Annotated in this window: 17 protein-coding genes and 1 pseudogene; 11 read left to right on the top strand and 7 right to left on the bottom strand. The window is 59.2% G+C overall.

The genetic code is table 11. From position 1 onward, the window contains the following. Positions 1-114 precede the first annotated feature (114 nt). Positions 115-1,608: an aldehyde dehydrogenase gene (locus ACTJK7_RS25545; RefSeq protein ID WP_440779423.1), complete on the bottom strand. Its 1,494-nt coding sequence runs from the start codon at positions 1,606-1,608 to the stop codon at positions 115-117. A 235-nt stretch (positions 1,609-1,843) separates the two neighbouring features. Between ACTJK7_RS25545 and ACTJK7_RS25540 the strand changes: the two genes are divergently transcribed. Next, positions 1,844-2,206, top strand: a complete 363-nt coding sequence (locus tag ACTJK7_RS25540) for a cupin domain-containing protein (protein ID WP_108563561.1) — start codon at positions 1,844-1,846, stop codon at positions 2,204-2,206. Between the two features lie 206 nt (positions 2,207-2,412). Here the strand turns inward: ACTJK7_RS25540 and rpmG are convergent, their stop codons facing one another. Together rpmG and rpmB are read right to left on the bottom strand one after the other, a co-directional pair. Continuing rightward, positions 2,413-2,568, bottom strand: a complete 156-nt coding sequence (gene rpmG, locus ACTJK7_RS25535) for a 50S ribosomal protein L33 (RefSeq protein ID WP_003177274.1) — start codon at positions 2,566-2,568, stop codon at positions 2,413-2,415. Positions 2,569-2,579: 11 nt separating this feature from the next. After that, positions 2,580-2,813, bottom strand: coding sequence for a 50S ribosomal protein L28 (gene rpmB, locus ACTJK7_RS25530; RefSeq protein ID WP_003177273.1), 234 nt, complete (start codon positions 2,811-2,813; stop codon positions 2,580-2,582). Positions 2,814-3,259: 446 nt separating this feature from the next. On the opposite strand from rpmB, the gene ACTJK7_RS25525 reads away from it, so the two are divergent. Beyond that, positions 3,260-4,846, top strand: a complete 1,587-nt coding sequence (locus tag ACTJK7_RS25525) for an ABC transporter substrate-binding protein (protein WP_221615806.1) — start codon at positions 3,260-3,262, stop codon at positions 4,844-4,846. Positions 4,847-4,976: 130 nt separating this feature from the next. Here the strand turns inward: ACTJK7_RS25525 and radC are convergent, their stop codons facing one another. After that, positions 4,977-5,651: a RadC family protein gene (gene radC, locus ACTJK7_RS25520; protein WP_039765208.1), complete on the bottom strand. Its 675-nt coding sequence runs from the start codon at positions 5,649-5,651 to the stop codon at positions 4,977-4,979. A gap of 135 nt (positions 5,652-5,786) precedes the next feature. On the opposite strand from radC, the gene coaBC reads away from it, so the two are divergent. From coaBC to ACTJK7_RS25490, 6 genes and pseudogenes are all read left to right on the top strand, one after another. Then, the gene (gene coaBC / locus ACTJK7_RS25515; RefSeq protein WP_064379854.1) at positions 5,787-6,995 is read left to right on the top strand and encodes a bifunctional phosphopantothenoylcysteine decarboxylase/phosphopantothenate--cysteine ligase CoaBC; all 1,209 of its coding nucleotides are present in this window, start codon (positions 5,787-5,789) and stop codon (positions 6,993-6,995) included. A gap of 5 nt (positions 6,996-7,000) precedes the next feature. Further along, positions 7,001-7,456, top strand: coding sequence for a dUTP diphosphatase (dut, locus tag ACTJK7_RS25510; RefSeq protein ID WP_011336556.1), 456 nt, complete (start codon positions 7,001-7,003; stop codon positions 7,454-7,456). 262 nt (positions 7,457-7,718) lie between these two features. After that, positions 7,719-9,095, top strand: a pseudogene (locus tag ACTJK7_RS25505) (phosphomannomutase/phosphoglucomutase); the annotation flags it as partial. Between the two features lie 24 nt (positions 9,096-9,119). Then, entirely contained in the window at positions 9,120-10,025 is a 906-nt protein-coding gene (gene argB / locus ACTJK7_RS25500; protein ID WP_007954443.1) for an acetylglutamate kinase, read from the top strand. A gap of 254 nt (positions 10,026-10,279) precedes the next feature. After that, entirely contained in the window at positions 10,280-11,338 is a 1,059-nt protein-coding gene (locus ACTJK7_RS25495; RefSeq protein WP_108563564.1) for a type IV toxin-antitoxin system AbiEi family antitoxin, read from the top strand. Beyond that, positions 11,326-12,195 (top strand): nucleotidyl transferase AbiEii/AbiGii toxin family protein, encoded by an 870-nt coding sequence (locus ACTJK7_RS25490; RefSeq protein WP_108563565.1) that lies wholly within the window; start codon positions 11,326-11,328, stop codon positions 12,193-12,195. Before ACTJK7_RS25495 ends, ACTJK7_RS25490 begins: the two co-directional genes overlap by 13 nt. A 49-nt stretch (positions 12,196-12,244) precedes the next feature. On the opposite strand, the gene pyrE is transcribed toward ACTJK7_RS25490, so the two are convergent. Further along, on the bottom strand, positions 12,245-12,889 hold the full coding sequence (gene pyrE, locus ACTJK7_RS25485; protein WP_011336558.1) for an orotate phosphoribosyltransferase: 645 nt from the start codon (positions 12,887-12,889) through the stop codon (positions 12,245-12,247). Positions 12,890-12,971: 82 nt separating this feature from the next. On the opposite strand from pyrE, the gene ACTJK7_RS25480 reads away from it, so the two are divergent. Continuing rightward, entirely contained in the window at positions 12,972-13,751 is a 780-nt protein-coding gene (locus ACTJK7_RS25480; protein WP_007920349.1) for an exodeoxyribonuclease III, read from the top strand. A gap of 63 nt (positions 13,752-13,814) precedes the next feature. Here the strand turns inward: ACTJK7_RS25480 and ACTJK7_RS25475 are convergent, their stop codons facing one another. Together ACTJK7_RS25475 and rph are read right to left on the bottom strand one after the other, a co-directional pair. Continuing rightward, positions 13,815-14,183, bottom strand: coding sequence for a DUF4870 domain-containing protein (locus tag ACTJK7_RS25475; RefSeq protein WP_007954441.1), 369 nt, complete (start codon positions 14,181-14,183; stop codon positions 13,815-13,817). A gap of 29 nt (positions 14,184-14,212) precedes the next feature. Beyond that, complete coding sequence (gene rph / locus ACTJK7_RS25470) at positions 14,213-14,935, bottom strand: ribonuclease PH (protein WP_003229494.1); 723 nt, start codon at positions 14,933-14,935, stop codon at positions 14,213-14,215. Between the two features lie 269 nt (positions 14,936-15,204). Between rph and ACTJK7_RS25465 the strand changes: the two genes are divergently transcribed. Both ACTJK7_RS25465 and gmk read left to right on the top strand, forming a co-directional pair. Then, positions 15,205-16,068, top strand: coding sequence for a YicC/YloC family endoribonuclease (locus ACTJK7_RS25465; RefSeq protein WP_011336560.1), 864 nt, complete (start codon positions 15,205-15,207; stop codon positions 16,066-16,068). A gap of 12 nt (positions 16,069-16,080) precedes the next feature. After that, positions 16,081-16,701 carry a guanylate kinase gene (gene gmk / locus ACTJK7_RS25460; RefSeq protein WP_011336561.1) on the top strand — a complete coding sequence of 207 codons (621 nt, stop codon included), beginning with the start codon at positions 16,081-16,083 and terminating at the stop codon, positions 16,699-16,701. Positions 16,702-16,765 lie beyond the last annotated feature (64 nt).

Genomic DNA, 16,765 nt, shown 5'->3' with positions numbered 1-16,765 from the left:
AGTCTGGCAGTCGACATATTGCTGACTGACACACCGCCTTCGCGAGCAAGCCCGCTCCCACAAGGGTCTCTGTTTCGTCAGGGAGCCTGGAGTGACCGGGCTCCCGTCAACGGTTTACAGCTTGATCCAGGTCGCCTTCAGCTCGGTGTATTTGTCGAACGCGTGCAGCGACTTGTCACGACCGTTGCCCGACTGCTTGAAGCCGCCGAACGGCGCGGTCATGTCACCGCCATCGTACTGGTTGACCCACACGCTGCCGGCTCGCAGGGCCTTGGCGGTCAGGTGCGCCTTGGAAATGTCCTGAGTCCACACCGCTGCCGCCAGGCCGTAAGGCGTGTCGTTGGCGATGTTGATCGCTTCCTCGGCGGTATCGAACGCGATGACCGACAGCACCGGGCCAAAGATCTCTTCCTGGGCAATCTTCATCGCATTGCTCACGCCGTCGAAAATCGTCGGCTCGACGTAGGTGCCACCGGTTTCCTGAAGGATGCGCTTGCCGCCGGCCACCAGTTTGGCGCCATCGGAGTGGCCCGACTCGATGTAGGACAGCACGGTGTTCATCTGCTGAGTGTCGACCAGCGCGCCAACGTTGGTAGCCGGATCCAGCGGGTTGCCCGGTTTCCAGGTTTTCAGCGCCTCGATCACCATCGGCAGGAATTTGTCCTTGATCGAACGCTCGACCAGCAGGCGGGAACCGGCGGTGCAGACTTCGCCCTGGTTGAAGGCGATGGCGCTGGCGGCGGATTCGGCAGCGGCTTGCAGATCCGGCGCATCGGCAAACACGATGTTCGGGCTCTTGCCGCCGGCTTCCAGCCACACACGTTTCATGTTCGATTCACCGGAATAAATCATCAGCTGCTTGGCGATCTTGGTCGAACCGGTGAACACCAGGGTGTCGACATCGTTATGCAGAGCGAGCGCCTTGCCGACGGTGTGGCCGTAACCAGGCAGCACGTTCAGCACGCCTTTCGGAATGCCGGCCCCGACTGCCAGCTCGGCGATGCGGATGGCGGTCAGCGGGGATTTTTCCGATGGCTTGAGGATCACCGAGTTACCGGTCGACAGCGCCGGGCCGAGCTTCCAGCAGGCCATCATCAGCGGGAAGTTCCACGGCACGATGGCGCCAACCACGCCCACTGGCTCGCGGGTCACCAGACCCAGTTGATCGTGCGGCGTAGCGGCGACTTCGTCGTAGATTTTGTCGATCGCCTCACCGCTCCAGCTCAGCGCTTGCGCAGCGCCCGGCACGTCGATGTACAGCGAATCGCTGATCGGCTTGCCCATGTCGAGGGTTTCGAGCAGGGCCAGTTCTTCGGCGTGCTGCTTGAGCAGGCCGGCGAAACGGATCATGGTGGCTTTGCGTTTGGTCGGCGCCAGGCGCGACCAGACGCCGGAGTTGAAGGTGGCGCGGGCGTTTTCCACGGCGCGCTGGGCGTCGGCGGCGTCACAGCTGGCAATCTTGCCCAGCAGACGGCCATCGACCGGGCTGATGCACTCGAAGGTCTCGCCGGAGACGGCATCGGTGTACTCGCCATTAAGGTAGGCGCGGCCTTCGATCTTCAGGTCGCGGGCGCGTTGTTCCCAGTCGGCACGAGTCAGGGTGGTCATTCGAGTGTCCTCCTCTTGTTCAATACGAGCGCCGCGATCGTCGCGGTCGTCCTCAGGAATACTGCCCGGCCAGCCTGCTTTTCGGCCCAAGGCATCCGCCACCCTAAACCAGCGGCCGGGGTTGTTTCAATATATTTGACATAAGCTCGCCATACTGCCTTGCGGCGTTCAATTTAATCAACATAGACTTTGGCCCTTTCACGCCATCGCGCCGTCATTACGGGAGAAAACAACAATGAACATCCAGCACGTCGTCGACATCAGCCTGACCACAACCGAAGCCGAACGCTATCGCCCGGACCCGGCCAAAGTGCTCAAGGGCGATCCCGAACAAGCGGTGTTCAATCAGTACGACAGCCCTTGCGGGCAAATGGGTGTCGGCGTGTGGGAAGGTGCGGTCGGGCAGTGGACGGTGAACTACACCGAACACGAATACTGCGAGATCCTGCAAGGCGTTTCGGTGCTGCGTGACGGCGAAGGCAATGCCAAGACCCTGCGCGTCGGTGATCGCTTCGTGATTCCGGCCGGTTTCCGTGGCACCTGGGAAGTGCTGGAAGCCTGCCGCAAGGTCTATGTGATCTTCGAACAGAAGGCTTGAGGTTTTCGTTGACTGATCTGGCCCCAATCGCTGGCAAGCCAGCTCCCACAATTTCGGCGGTGTGCACAAATCTTGTGAACGCCAATTACCCCTGTGGGAGCTGGCTTGCCAGCGATGAGGCCCGCACAGACACCACAAAATCCTGGGCAACAAAAAAGGCCCGTATCGTGAGATACGGGCCTTTTTCGTAAGTCGGGAAAAATCAATTACTTGATTTTGCCTTCCTTGTAGATCACGTGCTTGCGAACAACCGGATCATATTTCTTGATCTCGATTTTGTCCGGGGTAGTACGCTTGTTCTTGTCGGTAGTGTAGAAGTGACCAGTACCGGCGCTCGAGATCAAACGAATCAATTCACGCATGATTAGCTCCCTTAAACCTTGCCGTCGCGACGCAGCTCGGCCAGCACAACGCTGATGCCACGCTTGTCGATGATACGCATGCCTTTGGCGGAAACGCGCAGGCGTACGAAACGTTTCTCTTCTTCAACCCAGAAGCGGTGATGCTGCAGGTTCGGCAGGAAACGACGACGGGTTTTGTTGTTTGCGTGGGAAATGTTGTTCCCAGTCACCGGACCCTTACCGGTAACTTGACATACTCTAGACATGCCTCAGCCCTCTAAAACCACATGCCCAACCCGGCATGGGTTGGCCGCTTAATCTCTAGTCATTGTGGCGCCAGGCGCCGCGATTCTTTAGAGGTCTTACCGGCTACACCTACAAGCGAAGGAACCGGGCCCCTAGAAAAGAGCGCTGCTTTATACCAGAAAGACCACGGAGCAACAACTTTCCGTGCGCAAAGAATGGCTAAAAAGCCGCTTTTCCCGGCCGCAAGCGCCTTGGACAAAGGCTGCCGGCAATTTTTACCATTCGTCGAAGAAAACCGATCATACCCGCTATCGCGACTTTTCCTGCCGTCACTTGCGACAAATCCTCCGCCGCGCAGCCCCGAAAATGCAAAAAGGGGATAGTCATTTGCAATCGCGACCACTAGGGTAGGACTTTTCCAGACTGCACTTGCAGATGGGCCTTCGATCTGTAAAGGAAGCCGACCATGCGCCTCGCTGCCCTCCCCCTGCTCTTCGCCCCGCTGTTACTGAGTCCACTGGCCCAGGCCGCCGCCCTGAGCGTCTGCACCGAGGCCAGCCCCGAGGGCTTCGACGTGGTGCAGTACAACTCGCTGACCACCACCAACGCCTCGGCTGACGTGCTGATGAATCGTCTGGTGGATTTCGACACCGCCAGCGGCAAGGTCGTCCCAAGCCTGGCCGACAGCTGGGAAGTCAGCACCGATGGCCTGACCTACGTGTTCAAGTTGCATCCGCAGGTGAAGTTCCACACCACCGACTACTTCAAACCGACCCGCGAACTGACCGCCGAAGACGTCAAATTCAGTTTCGATCGCATGCTCGACCCGGCCAACCCGTGGCACAAGGTCGCCCAGAGCGGCTTCCCCCACGCCCAGTCGATGCAGTTGCCGAGCCTGATCAAGAAGATCGACGCACTGGATCCGCTCACCGTGCGCTTCACTCTCGATCATCCGGACTCGACGTTCCTCGCGACCCTGAGCATGGGCTTCGCCTCCATTTATTCTGCTGAATACGCCGACAAGCTGCTGAAGGCTGGTGCGACCGACAAACTCAACAGCCAACCGGTCGGCACCGGACCGTTCGTCTTCACCCGATTCCAGAAAGACGCCTCGATCCGCTACAAGGCCAACCCGGACTACTTCCGCGGCAAGCCTGCGGTGGACCCGCTGATCTTCGCCATCACTCCGGACGCCAACGTGCGTCTGCAAAAGTTGCGGCGCAACGAGTGCCAGATCGCCCTGTCGCCAAAACCATTGGACGTACAGGCCGCGAAGCAGGAGCCGACGCTGAAAGTCGAAAAGACTGACGCGTTCATGACCGCCTTCGTCGGCATCAACAGCCAGCATCCACCACTGGACAAACCGGAAGTGCGCCAGGCGATCAACCTCGCCTTCGACAAGGCCAACTACCTCAAGGCTGTATTCGAAGACACCGCCGAAGCCGCCAACGGTCCGTATCCGCCGAATACCTGGAGCTACGCGAAAAACCTGCCGGGTTACGCCCACGACGTGGACAAGGCCAAGGCACTGCTCGCCAAGGCCGGATTGAAGGACGGTTTCCAGACCACCATCTGGACGCGTCCGTCCGGCAGCCTGCTCAACCCGAATCCGAGCCTAGGCGCACAACTGCTGCAATCGGATCTGGCAGAAATCGGCATTCAGGCGGAAATCCGCGTGATCGAATGGGGCGAACTGATCCGTCGCGCCAAGGCTGGCGAGCATGACCTGCTGTTCATGGGCTGGGCCGGCGACAACGGCGATCCGGACAACTTCCTCACCCCGCAGTTTTCCTGCGCGGCGGTCAAATCCGGCACCAACTTCGCCCGCTATTGCAATGCCGACCTGGACAAGCTGATCAGCGCCGGCAAGACCACCAGCGAACAAGGCGTACGTACCAAACTGTACGAACAGGCACAGGCGCAGATCCAGCAGCAGGCGCTGTGGCTGCCATTGGCGCATCCGACGGCGTATGCGCTGACGCGTAAAGACGTGCAGGGTTACTCGGTGAGCCCGTTCGGGCGGCAGGACTACTCCAAAGTCACCCTTAAATAACCCGCCACAACACAAAACCTGTGGGAGCTGGATTGCCAGCGATAGCGGACTGACAGACAACATTGTGCTGAATGCCGCCGTCATCGCTGGCAAGCCAGCTCCCACAGGGTTTTGCATTCTCCCTTCGGAGCTACATCCAGCCACATTCCGCCATCGACAACGGCTCACCATCGCCCACGATGAAGTGATCGAGCACCCGCACATCGATCAACTCCAAAGCCTTTTGCAAGCGCTTGGTCAATAATCGATCAGCCTGACTCGGATCGCTGTTTCCCGACGGATGGTTGTGGCACAGGATCACCGCCGCCGCGTTGTTGGCCAGGGAACGCTTCACGACTTCCCGGGGATGCACGGCGGTGTTGTCGATCGAGCCGCGAAACAGCGTTTCAAAGGTCAACACTTGATGTTTGGAGTCCAGAAACAGGCAGCCGAAAACCTCGTGCGGCTCATGGCGCAACATGGCTTTGAGATAATCACGGACCACTTGTGGATTTTCCAGCGCCGTTTTCTGCCGCATGCGCTCGGCCAAATGTCGCCGCCCCATCTCCAGTACAGCCTGCAGTTGGGCAAACTTCGCCGGCCCCAGGCCTAATTGCTCGCTGAACGCCCCAAGGTCAGCCTCCAGCAACGCACGGAGGCTACCGAACTGATTCAACAAGTGTCGCGCCAGATCCACTGCGCTTTTGCCAGATACCCCGGTTCGCAGAAAAATCGCCAGCAATTCGGCATCGGAAAGACTTCCCGAGCCCTGTTCCAACAGCTTCTCCCGCGGCCTTTCCGCCGCCGGCCAATCGCGAATACTCATACACATTCCTTGTCTGTGGGCGCCGCTGTTCCGTAGCGGTCGCTGTGATATCGTAGCCCATCTTTTTTGCGGGCGAATTCACTCTGGGGAGGGGGTTTCGCCACGTATGTCACCAACGAAATGAAAGGCAGACCTATGCAGCGGCTGTATCGGAAACGCATCGTTCTGGGCGTCGGCGGCGGCATTGCTGCCTACAAGAGCGCCGACCTAGTGCGCCGCCTGATCGATCAGGGCGCCGAAGTGCGCGTGGTCATGACCCGCGGCGGCAGCGAATTCATCACCCCGCTGACCATGCAGGCGCTGTCCGGCCACCCGGTTCACCTGGACTTGCTCGACCCGGCTGCTGAAGCCGCAATGGGCCACATCGAACTGGCCAAATGGGCCGATCTGGTGCTGATCGCTCCGGCCACCGCCGACCTGCTCGCTCGCCTGGCCCAAGGCATCGCCAATGATTTGCTAACGACATTGGTGCTGGCCACCGACGCCATCGTCGCAGTCGCCCCGGCCATGAACCAGGCCATGTGGCGCGATCCGGCGACCCAGGCCAACCTGCAACTCCTTGAAAGTCGCGGCCTGAAGACCTTCGGCCCGGCCTCGGGCAGCCAGGCCTGCGGCGACGTCGGCATGGGCCGCATGATGGAAGCCACCGACCTGGCCCAGCTCGCGGCGGACTGCTTCCAGCGCCAGGCATTGACCGGCAAACACGTAGTGATCACCGCCGGTCCGACCCAGGAAAACATCGATCCGGTGCGCTACATCACCAATCACAGCTCCGGCAAAATGGGCTTCGCCCTGGCGGAAGCGGCGGTGGAAGCCGGCGCCCGCGTCACGCTGATCAGCGGCCCGGTGCATTTGCCGACGCCGGATCGTGTCACCCGGATCGACGTGGTCAGCGCCCGCGACATGCTCGCCGCGTGTGAAGCCGCGATCCCTTGCGACATCTTCATCGCCTCGGCGGCGGTCGCGGACTACCGCCCGGAAGTCGTCGCCCCGCAAAAATTGAAGAAAGACCCTACGAGCGGCGACGGCTTCGTCCTGCAAATGGTGCGCAACCCGGACATCCTGGCCACCATCGCGACCCGTCCCGACCGTCCGTTCAGTGTCGGCTTCGCCGCCGAGACCGAACACCTGCTCGACTACGCTGCGCGCAAGCTGAAGGACAAGAATCTCGATCTGATCGTCGCCAACGACGTCGCCAACCCGAGCATCGGTTTCAACAGCGAAGAAAACGCCTGCAGCGTCATCGACCGTGCGCTGCACGCCACGGTTTTCGCCCAGACCAGCAAGGGCAAAATCGCTCGCCAACTGGTCACTTTTATCGCCGAACGTCTGAACCAGGTTTAATTTACATGCACGCTTTGCAAGCCAAGATCCTCGACCCACGCATCGGTACCGAATTCCCGCTGCCGCAATACGCCACACCGGGCTCCGCCGGTCTCGACCTGCGCGCCATGCTGCAAGAGGACATCGTGATCAAGCCGGGTGAAACGGTGCTGATTCCTACCGGTCTGTCGGTCTATATCGGCGACCCGAACCTCGCCGCGCTGATCCTGCCGCGTTCGGGCATGGGCCATAAGCACGGCATCGTGCTGGGCAACCTCGTCGGCCTGATCGACTCCGACTACCAGGGCCCGCTGATGGTGTCCTGCTGGAACCGTGGCCAGACCGAATTCACCATGCCGGTCGGCGAGCGCCTGGCTCAACTGGTACTGGTACCCGTGGTGCAGGCGCACTTCGAAATGGTTGAAGAGTTCGTCGAGACCGAGCGCGGCACGGGTGGTTTCGGCCATTCCGGCACCAAGTGATCGGCTGAAAACCCGTCGTGGCGAGGAGGCATCCCCCGCCACGAACTTTCAAAATGTCATCTGCAAGGTTTAGCGCTGAAAATCAACGCATTGGCAGGCCAACACCACGCCGGACAAGGCGTCATGGCCCTTTCACACCACGAACTCTCTGTGAAAACCGCCGTCATACCCTTCAGTTTGAGCTTGCCGTCGAATAATCGTCGGTGTGTCCAGCCACTTTCGAGATGGAGCATTTTTGCAGATGAGCACCCCCGCCCAAGTCGCCCCGAAGCTTCCCGACAGCATCTTCCGCGCCTATGACATTCGTGGCACCGTGCCGGAATTCCTCAATGCCGAAACCGCCTACTGGATCGGCCGCGCCATCGGCTCCCAAAGCCTGGCCCAAGGCGAACCGAACGTGTCCGTCGGTCGTGACGGCCGCCTGTCCGGTCCGGAACTGGTTGCCGAACTGATCCGCGGCATCGCCGAGAGCGGCTGCCATGTCAGCGACGTTGGCCTGGTGCCGACGCCTGCGCTGTACTACGCCGCCAACGTGCTGGCCGGCAAATCCGGTGTGATGCTCACCGGCAGCCACAACCCGTCGAACTACAACGGCTTCAAGATCGTGATCGCCGGCGACACCCTCGCCAACGAACAGATCCAGGCCCTGCACGAGCGCCTCAAGACCGGCAACCTGAGCAGCGGCACCGGCAGCGTGACCCAGGTCGAGATCCTTGACCGCTACAACACCGCAATCGTCCAGGACATCAAACTGGCCCGGCGCCTGAAAGTCGTGGTCGACTGTGGCAACGGCGCGGCCGGCGTAATCGCCCCACAACTGATCGAAGCGCTGAACTGCGAAGTCATCCCTCTGTACTGCGAAGTCGACGGTAATTTCCCGAACCATCACCCGGATCCGGGCAAGCCTGAGAACCTCGTCGACCTGATCGCCAAGGTCAAGGAAACCAACGCCGACATCGGCCTGGCCTTCGACGGCGACGGCGACCGCGTCGGCGTGGTGACCAACACTGGCACCATCGTGTTTCCGGACCGCCTGCTGATGCTGTTCGCCCGTGACGTGGTGGCGCGCAACCCGGACGCGGAGATCATCTTCGACGTCAAATGCACCCGTCGCCTGATCCCGCTGATCAAGGAATATGGCGGTCGGCCGCTAATGTGGAAGACCGGTCACTCGTTGATCAAAAAGAAAATGAAACAGTCCGGCGCACTGCTGGCCGGTGAAATGAGCGGGCACATCTTCTTCAAAGAGCGCTGGTTCGGTTTCGACGACGGCATTTACAGCGCCGCACGGCTGCTGGAAATCCTCAGCAAGGAAAAATCTTCGGCCGAAGAGCTGTTCGCGACCTTCCCGAACGATATTTCCACGCCGGAAATCAATATCCATGTGACCGAAGAGAGCAAATTCAGCATCATTGATGCACTGCACGATGCACAGTGGGGCCCAGGCGCCGACCTGACTACCATTGACGGCGTGCGGGTCGACTACGCCAAAGGCTGGGGCCTGGTGCGCGCGTCCAACACCACACCGGTGCTGGTGCTGCGCTTCGAGGCCGATGACGAGGCTGAACTGCAGCGCATCAAAGCTGTGTTCCATGCCCAACTGAAACGCGTTGCACCTGATCTCCAACTACCGTTCTGATTGCTGATTCACCCGGAGCCCTGAATGACCCTCGAACGCGATGCCGCCGCCAACACTGCCAAGGTCCTGTCCGAAGCGCTGCCTTATATCCGCCGATACGTCGGCAAGACCCTGGTGATCAAATACGGCGGCAACGCGATGGAAAGCGAGGAGCTGAAAACCGGCTTCGCCCGCGACATCGTGCTGATGAAGGCCGTGGGCATCAACCCGGTGGTCGTGCACGGCGGTGGCCCGCAGATCGGTGATCTGCTCAAGCGCCTGTCGATCGAAAGCCATTTCGTCGACGGCATGCGCGTTACCGACGCCGCGACCATGGACGTGGTGGAAATGGTCCTCGGCGGCCAGGTCAACAAAAGCATCGTCAACCTGATCAACCGTCACGGCGGCAGCGCCATTGGCCTGACCGGTAAAGACGCCGGGCTGATTCGTGCGAAAAAGCTCACCGTCACCCGCCAGACCCCGGAGATGACCCAGCCGGAAATCATCGACATCGGCCATGTGGGCGAAGTGGTCGGGATCAACACCGAACTGCTGAACCTGCTGGTCAAAGGCAACTTCATCCCGGTGATCGCGCCGATCGGTGTGGGTGAAAACGGCGAGTCGTACAACATCAACGCGGACCTGGTGGCTGGCAAGGTTGCCGAAGCGCTGAAAGCCGAGAAGCTGATGCTGCTGACCAACATCGCCGGCCTGATGGACAAGTCGGGCACCGTGCTGACCGGTCTGAGCACCCAGCAGGTCGACGACCTGATCGCCGACGGCACTATCTATGGCGGCATGCTGCCGAAGATCCGCTGTGCGCTGGAAGCGGTTCAGGGCGGTGTGGGCAGCTCGCTGATCATCGACGGTCGCGTGCCGAACGCGATCCTGCTGGAAATCTTCACCGATACCGGCGTGGGTACGCTGATCAGCAATCGCAAGCGTCCGTAATAACCGAAAACGAAAAGATCGCAGCCTTTAGTAGCTCCTACGAGGATTCCGAATGTAAAGGAGAATCCCGCAGGAGATTCTGAAGCCTGCGGTTTTTTTATAGCCGTACGGCAGCCGCGCCGGTACGCTTCTTTACGCGATTTCATTACTTTTCTATCTTTCAGCATCTGATGAAATTATCAAATTGAGTGAAAAATGTAGTTTTTTTTCATCAGAATGATTATTTTCAGCATTCGTTGAAAAGGAGCTGTTTGATGAAAGAGCTCGAAAAAAATTCAAAAGACGCGCTTCACGGCCTTATTGCAAAAATTCCGATTCTTGAAGTTAAAAGCATTAAATCGACTGAGCACTCCGAAGCCTGGGAGCCTGACTTCGTTGTCGAAATCATCACATCCGGGAAGTCGTACACGCTGGTCTGCGAAGCAAAGGCGAGTGGACAACCCAGATTTGTAAACTCCGCCATCCTGCAACTTCGTGACTACATCAACACGCGGGAGATCGATGCCACACCCATCCTGATAGCCCCTTATCTTTCCCCGGCAGCCCGACAAGCCTGTCGAGAAAAAGACGTTGGGTATCTGGATCTGGAAGGAAACGCCTGGATTTCGTTCGCGGGTGTTTTCATTGATCATCAAGTCGCTGAAAAGCCCCCGTCTGAACATAGAGAGCTGAAGTCTCTGTTCAAACCAAAATCGGCGCAGATTATTCGCAGGATGCTTCGAGAGCCAGCTCATGAATGGCGAGTAATAGAGCTTTCTCAAGCTTCCGGCGTCAGCCTTGGTCAAGTCAGCAACGTCCGCACCGCTCTGCTCAACCGAGAATGGGCAGAAGCGACAAACAATGGATTTCTCTTGCGCGATCCTCAGACCGTTCTGGATGCCTGGGTTGAGGCCTATGAACCGCCACCAGGAGTGCGCAAGACGTTCTACACCCCATTACATGGCAGCGCCCTGGAAAGCGCGGCTCGAAATGCTATCAGCCAACATAACGACGCAACTGTGCTCTTTTCCTCGTTTTCTGCCGCACAGTGGTTAGCCCCTTACGCGCGCGTCAGCACCCATCACTTCTACGCAGACGAAAAAGGAGTAGACGTGTTGATCAAGGCGTTAAAGCTCGCTCCCGCGTCCAAGGGTGAAAATGTCGTGATCACTCTTCCCAAGGACGAAGGGATTTTGCTGGACACCGTCGAAGCAGCACCTGGTGTCATTTGCACCAGTCCTGTTCAGACCTATCTGGATTTATCTGTTTCAGGAGAACGCGGCAAGGAAGCTGCCGAGCATCTACGACAGGAGCAATTGACATGGCCCCGTTAGTGCTTCAAGAACCTCAAAATGCCTCGGAATATGACGACAGAACAACGACCGCAGTGAAAGCTGTACTCGTTGAAATGGGACAAATTCTTGGTAGCTTCAGAGGCAAGTTCACAGTGATAGGCGGTGCGGTGCCATGGTTACTGCTTGCAAATGATGACATGCAACATGTCGGGACTCTGGACGTCGACTTGAGCCTGGATCCGCAGGCACTGGGTGACGGCGAGTACGCAACCTTGATCGAGGCCTTGATGGGCAACGGCTATGAACAAAGAGGCGACTTACGACGCTTCCAACTCGTTCGTCAGGTGCCCGCCGAAGACGGGGGAGCCCCGATAGATGTGATCGTGGATTTTTTGATGCCACGCGACGCCGAAATCATCAAAAACAGGCCACCCATTCTCAGCGACTTTGCAGTACAACGCGCTGACGGCGCCGACCTGGCCATCCGTTTCTACCAGATGGTAGCAATCGAAGGACCTATGCCCACAGGCGGTAAAAATCGTGTAGAAGTTGCCGTATGTTCCATACCAGCACTTCTTGCGATGAAGGGTTACGCCTTGAATGGGAGACACAAACAGAAAGACGCCTACGACATCTACTACTGCGTCCGCAATTATCCCGGAGGCACAGAATCACTTGCTGATGAGTGCCGGTCAGTGTTGGAAACAGGAAGTGGCGAACAAGGCTTTATATACATCAGCCAGAAGTTCGACGTCATTGACGGGTACGGCCCAACGTCAGTTAGACGCTTTGTTGAAGACAGCCAAATCCTTGAAGATCGAACACCGGATCAGTGGCAGCAGGATGCCTTCGGACAGGTGGATGCTTTGCTACGCGCCTTGCGACTGCGGGACTAAAGCTACAAAAAAAGAAAGGCCCTGATTCTCAGGGCCTTTCTTTTATCTATCAGACGCCGAACTGGGCGCGATAGGCTTCAACGGCTGGCAGGTGCTGCTTGAGTTGCGGGTCGTCTGCCAGGAATTCCAGTACCTGGTTCAGCGATACGATGCTGATGACCGGGATGCCGAAATCACGCTCGACTTCCTGGATTGCCGACAGCTCGCCGTTGCCGCGCTCCTGACGGTTCAGGGCGATCAGCACGCCGGCGGCCTTGGCGCCGTCCTGGGAAGCGATGATCTGCATCACTTCACGGATCGCGGTGCCAGCGGTGATCACGTCGTCGATGATCAGCACGTCGCCGGTCAGCGGTGCGCCGACCAGGCTGCCACCTTCGCCGTGGGCCTTGGCTTCCTTGCGGTTGAAGCACCATGGCAGGTCACGGTTGTGGTGTTCGGCCAGCGCCACGGCAGTGGTTGCCGCCAACGGGATGCCTTTGTAGGCCGGACCGAACAGCACGTCGAACGGGATACCACTCTCGGCGATGGCCGCAGCGTAGAAACGACCCAGCTGCGCCAGCGCGGAACCCGAGTTGAACAGGCCGGCATTGAAGAAGTAAGGACTGGTACGCCCGGACTTCAGGGTGAACTCACCGAAGCGCAAAACGCCGCGATCGATGGCAAAACGAATGAAATCGCGCTGATACGCTTGCATGAAAAAAACCCCAAATACCACGGATTTAGCTAATTAGCTTGACGCCGTGTATCATACACGCACGCGATTTTTGGGGCCATTTATGCGGATCATCAGTGTGAACGTCAATGGTATTCAGGCTGCAGTCGAGCGCGGTTTGCTCAGTTGGCTGCAGGCACAGAATGCCGACGTCATCTGCCTGCAGGACACCCGTGCCTCCGCCTTTGAACTGGATGACCCAGCCTTCCAACTGGACGGCTACTTCCTTTATGCCTGCGATGCTGAAGTCCCTGCCCAAGGCGGCGTGGCTTTGTATTCGCGGTTGCAACCGAAGGCTGTCATCAGCGGTCTCGGTTTCGAGACGGCCGACCGCTACGGGCGCTACCTGCAAGCAGATTTCGACAAAGTCAGTATTGCCACCTTGCTGCTTCCTTCGGGGATGAACGGCGATGAGGACTTGAACCAGAAGTTCAAGCTCATGGACGATTTCGGCAAGTACCTGGACAAACAGCGGCGCAAACGTCGCGAGTACATTTATTGTGGCTCGCTGTACGTCGCGCAGCAGAAGCTCGACATCAAGAACTGGCGCGACAGCCAGCAATCCCCGGGTTTCCTGGCGCCGGAACGCGCCTGGATGGACGAGATTGTCGGCAACATGGGCTACGTAGATGCCCTGCGCGAAGTCAGCCGCGAAGGCGACCAGTACAGCTGGTGGCCGGACAACGAACAGGCCGAGATGTTGAATCTGGGCTGGCGCTTCGATTACCAGATCCTGACCCCTGGCCTGCGGCGCTTCGTGCGCAGCGCACGCCTGCCGCGTCAGCCACGGTTCTCGCAGCATGCGCCGCTGATCGTCGACTACGACTGGACGCTGACCATCTAAGCAGCCTTTCGCAGACACAAAAAAACCGACATCACTGTCGGTTTTTTTGTGGGCGATCGTTCGTTATTTGATCAACCGCCAGGTGAACGGATAACGGTACGGGAAACCTTCGTTGGCTTTCACCCCACCGATAATCGTCAACACCAGCGCCGCGATGGCCAGCAGGCCAAACAGCACGAACCCGATAAGCAACAGCATCAGCACGAAGCAGATCATCGAAGCGATCGCCACGGTGATCTGAAAATTCAGCGCTTCCTTGCCCTGGGCGTCGATGAACGGATCGGTCTCACGTTTCATCTGCCACAGAACCAGCGGCCCGATCAGCGTGCCGAACGGAATCCAGATCCCCAGCAAGGCGGACAAGTGACAAAACATGGCCCATTGGCGAACCTCCTGGCTCGGCTTGGGCAGCAACTCTTGCTCATCACTCATCGCGTCCTCCTTGCGGGTTACGAACCTGCTCAGTCGGCCAGTGCAGCCTTTTGCAGTTCGAAGATTTCGTTCATGCCTTTCTTCGCCAGTTCCAGCATCGCGTTCAGCTCTTCAGGCTGGAACGGTGCACCTTCGGCGGTGCCCTGCACTTCGATGAAACCACCGGTGCTGGTCATCACCACGTTGAGGTCGGTCTCGGCGGCGGAATCTTCAAGATAGTCCAGATCCAGCACCGGCTCGCCCTGGTACATGCCCACGGAAACAGCGCCGATCATTTGCTTGAGCGGGTCGCCGCCCTTCAGGCCGCCACGCTTCTTGATCACTTTCAGTGCATCGACCAGCGCAACCATGGCGCCGGTGATCGACGCGGTGCGGGTACCGCCGTCAGCCTGGATCACGTCGCAGTCGACGTAAAGGGTGACGTCACCCAGCTTGGACATGTCCAGCGCGGCGCGCAGGGAACGACCGATCAGGCGCTGGATTTCCAGGGTACGGCCGCCCTGCTTGCCGCGGCTCGCTTCGCGCTGATTACGCTCGCCGGTGGCGCGCGGCAACATGCCGTATTCGGCGGTCAGCCAACCCTGGCCCTGGCCTTTGAGGAAACGCGGCACGCCGTTTTCGACGCTGACGGTGCAGATGACTTTGGTATCACCGAATTCGACCAGTACCGATCCCTCGGCGTGTTTGGTGTAGTTGCGGGTAATGCGGATCGAGCGGAGCTGATCGGCAGCGCGACCACTTGGACGTTTCATAGGAGATACCTGTACTGGGGACGGAAAACTGCGGAGCATTATAGAGCTGTGCACCGCGCCTGGGCACTCGTTAAAAAATCCGGCCGACGACCGAGGGCCCTGAAACGCGCTTTGCCGACGGCCTGCAGCCCTTTGTCACACCGTGTGTTTGGGCGCATCCGCCGCACTGCGCTACAATCCTGCGCCTTTGCTGCCAGTCGGCTTACATTCATTGAGATCGTCCGCGCGGAACGTCGTTTCTGCGCCGATCTGCATTGCGAGGTACCACCATGGTGCACAGCATGACCGCCTTCGCCCGCGTCGAAAAAGCCGGCGTCCAGGGCACCCTGAGCTGGGAACTGCGCTCGGTCAACAGCCGCTACCTGGAACCCCACCTGCGCCTGCCTGAGTCGTTCCGCGACCTCGAAGGCGCCGTCCGCGAAGCCCTCCGCCAGGGCCTGTCGCGCGGCAAACTGGAATGCACCCTGCGCTTCACCGAGGAAAGCACCGGCAAGCCGTTGCAGGTGGATCGCGAGCGCGCCGCGCAACTGGTCGCCGCGGCCGAAACGGTTGCCGGCCTGATCAAGAATCCAGCGGCGCTGAACCCGTTGGAAGTGTTGGCCTGGCCAGGCGTACTGGTCGCCGACGCCACCGACCCGCAGGCGCTGAACGCCGAGGCGCTAGCCTTGTTCAATCAGGCTCTGAAAGACCTCAAGGCCGGCCGCGAGCGCGAAGGCGCGGAGCTGGCCCGCCTGATCAACGATCGCCTGACCTCCATCGAAGAAGATGTGGTGACCCTGCGCGAACTGGTTCCGCAGATGCTCGCCACCCAGCGTCAGAAAGTCCTCGACCGCTTTGCCGACATGAAGGCCGAACTGGACCCGCAGCGCCTGGAACAGGAAATGGTCATCCTCGCGCAGAAGAGCGACGTGGCCGAAGAACTGGATCGTCTGAGCACCCACATCATTGAAGTTCGCCGGGTGCTGAAATCCGGCGGGGCCGCCGGCCGGCGCCTGGACTTCCTGATGCAGGAGCTCAACCGCGAAGCCAACACACTGGGCTCCAAGGCCTTCGACCCGCGCAGCACACAGGCAGCGGTCAACCTCAAGGTGTTGATCGAGCAGATGCGCGAACAAGTGCAGAATATTGAGTAAGGCTACCCCGACATGACCCACAGCACCGGCACCCTGTACATCATTTCCGCCCCTTCGGGTGCGGGCAAGAGCAGTCTGGTCAAGGCCCTGACCGACACCAATCCGGACATTCGCGTCTCGATTTCCCACACCACCCGCGCCATGCGCCCGGGTGAAGTGGACGGCGTGAACTATCACTTCGTGACCCGCGAAGAGTTCGTGAAGATGGGCGAGCACGGCGATTTTCTGGAACGCGCCGAAGTCTTCGGCAACTTCTACGGCACCTCGCAAAGCCGCCTGCAGCAGACCCTGGACGAAGGCCACGACCTGATTCTGGAAATCGACTGGCAAGGCGCCGAGCAAGTGCGCAAGCTGATGCCGCAGGCCCGTTCGATCTTCATCCTGCCGCCATCACTGCAGGCCCTGCACCAGCGCCTGACCAACCGTGGCCAGGACAGCGACGAGATCATCGATGGCCGGATGCGTGAAGCGGTCAGCGAAATGAGCCACTACGTCGAGTACGACTACCTGATCATCAACGACGATTTCGCCCATGCGCTGGACGATCTGAAGGCGATTTTCCGCGCCAATCAGTTGCAACAGAAACGTCAGCAAGTGCGTTTCGGCAAATTGCTGGCTGAATTGCTGGGCTGAAACAGCACTTCCCAAAACCGCTGCAAGGGCTTTACATTGGCACTTGCAGCGCGTTGAAGAGTCT

It is taken from the genome of Pseudomonas sp. 22085, from assembly GCF_052045815.1.
In the GTDB taxonomy this organism is placed as follows: domain Bacteria; phylum Pseudomonadota; class Gammaproteobacteria; order Pseudomonadales; family Pseudomonadaceae; genus Aquipseudomonas; species Aquipseudomonas glycinae.
The sequence above is the reverse complement of the archived record's forward strand: the minus strand, read 5'-3'. Positions and strand labels throughout refer to the sequence as shown.

Excerpts from the sequence above, each read along its gene's own strand:
- ACTJK7_RS25540 (WP_108563561.1), top strand. The coding sequence starts at position 1,844 with ATGAACATCCAGCACGTCGTCGACATCAGCCTGACCACAACCGAAGCC.
- ACTJK7_RS25545 (WP_440779423.1), bottom strand. The coding sequence starts at position 1,608 with ATGACCACCCTGACTCGTGCCGACTGGGAACAACGCGCCCGCGACCTG.
- ACTJK7_RS25525 (WP_221615806.1), top strand. The coding sequence starts at position 3,260 with ATGCGCCTCGCTGCCCTCCCCCTGCTCTTCGCCCCGCTGTTACTGAGT.
- gmk (WP_011336561.1), top strand. The coding sequence starts at position 16,081 with ATGACCCACAGCACCGGCACCCTGTACATCATTTCCGCCCCTTCGGGT.
- rpmG (WP_003177274.1), bottom strand. The coding sequence starts at position 2,568 with ATGCGTGAATTGATTCGTTTGATCTCGAGCGCCGGTACTGGTCACTTC.
- rph (WP_003229494.1), bottom strand. The coding sequence starts at position 14,935 with ATGAAACGTCCAAGTGGTCGCGCTGCCGATCAGCTCCGCTCGATCCGC.
- ACTJK7_RS25465 (WP_011336560.1), top strand. The coding sequence starts at position 15,205 with ATGGTGCACAGCATGACCGCCTTCGCCCGCGTCGAAAAAGCCGGCGTC.
- ACTJK7_RS25495 (WP_108563564.1), top strand. The coding sequence starts at position 10,280 with ATGAAAGAGCTCGAAAAAAATTCAAAAGACGCGCTTCACGGCCTTATT.
- ACTJK7_RS25490 (WP_108563565.1), top strand. The coding sequence starts at position 11,326 with ATGGCCCCGTTAGTGCTTCAAGAACCTCAAAATGCCTCGGAATATGAC.
- dut (WP_011336556.1), top strand. The coding sequence starts at position 7,001 with ATGCACGCTTTGCAAGCCAAGATCCTCGACCCACGCATCGGTACCGAA.
- argB (WP_007954443.1), top strand. The coding sequence starts at position 9,120 with ATGACCCTCGAACGCGATGCCGCCGCCAACACTGCCAAGGTCCTGTCC.
- ACTJK7_RS25480 (WP_007920349.1), top strand. The coding sequence starts at position 12,972 with ATGCGGATCATCAGTGTGAACGTCAATGGTATTCAGGCTGCAGTCGAG.
- coaBC (WP_064379854.1), top strand. The coding sequence starts at position 5,787 with ATGCAGCGGCTGTATCGGAAACGCATCGTTCTGGGCGTCGGCGGCGGC.
- pyrE (WP_011336558.1), bottom strand. The coding sequence starts at position 12,889 with ATGCAAGCGTATCAGCGCGATTTCATTCGTTTTGCCATCGATCGCGGC.
- rpmB (WP_003177273.1), bottom strand. The coding sequence starts at position 2,813 with ATGTCTAGAGTATGTCAAGTTACCGGTAAGGGTCCGGTGACTGGGAAC.
- ACTJK7_RS25475 (WP_007954441.1), bottom strand. The coding sequence starts at position 14,183 with ATGAGTGATGAGCAAGAGTTGCTGCCCAAGCCGAGCCAGGAGGTTCGC.
- radC (WP_039765208.1), bottom strand. The coding sequence starts at position 5,651 with ATGAGTATTCGCGATTGGCCGGCGGCGGAAAGGCCGCGGGAGAAGCTG.